This window comes from uncultured Mycobacterium sp., from assembly GCF_964249325.1.
Taxonomy (GTDB): domain Bacteria; phylum Actinomycetota; class Actinomycetes; order Mycobacteriales; family Mycobacteriaceae; genus Mycobacterium.
In genome coordinates, this window is record NZ_CAXUCH010000321.1 from 3593 (window position 1) to 3993 (window position 401).

Consider the following 401-nt stretch of genomic DNA (forward strand, 5'->3'; position numbering starts at 1 on the left):
ACGCAGCCCGGCGGCACGGGGCACCTGCAAATAGAACAGCTGGGCAGCCGCGACGAGCAACGCGATGAAGACGACAGCATTGCCCGCCCGGTGTCGAAATATGAACGATGCGCCGCGCGTTCCCAGGTTGATTGCCTGGCGGGTGCGCCGGTCGCGGGCCGAGTGGCCCTGCGGACCAACGTTTCCGCGAAGCTCTGTGCGGGATTTGCCCGCTTTCATCACTTTTGGCGGTTTTTTCTTGGACTTGTCGACTTTGCGTGCTTTTCGGGTGTCGCGTGCACTGCCCGCCGTCTGCGACGGGCGCGCTCGCGAGCGATCGCCGCGGCTCACCGGGGAGTGCCAGGGGGTGTGACGGTTACCGGGCCGAACTGTTCGCCGCTGGATGGCGCAGCCAACGGGAT

Annotated in this window: 1 pseudogene (cut by a window edge); it reads right to left on the reverse strand. The window is 65.8% G+C overall.

The window, feature by feature from the left end:
• A pseudogene (locus tag ACFE99_RS23585) lies at positions 1 to 330 on the reverse strand (peptidoglycan D,D-transpeptidase FtsI family protein); it reaches 1695 nt to the left of the window's first position.
• Positions 331 to 401: the final 71 nt, after the last annotated feature.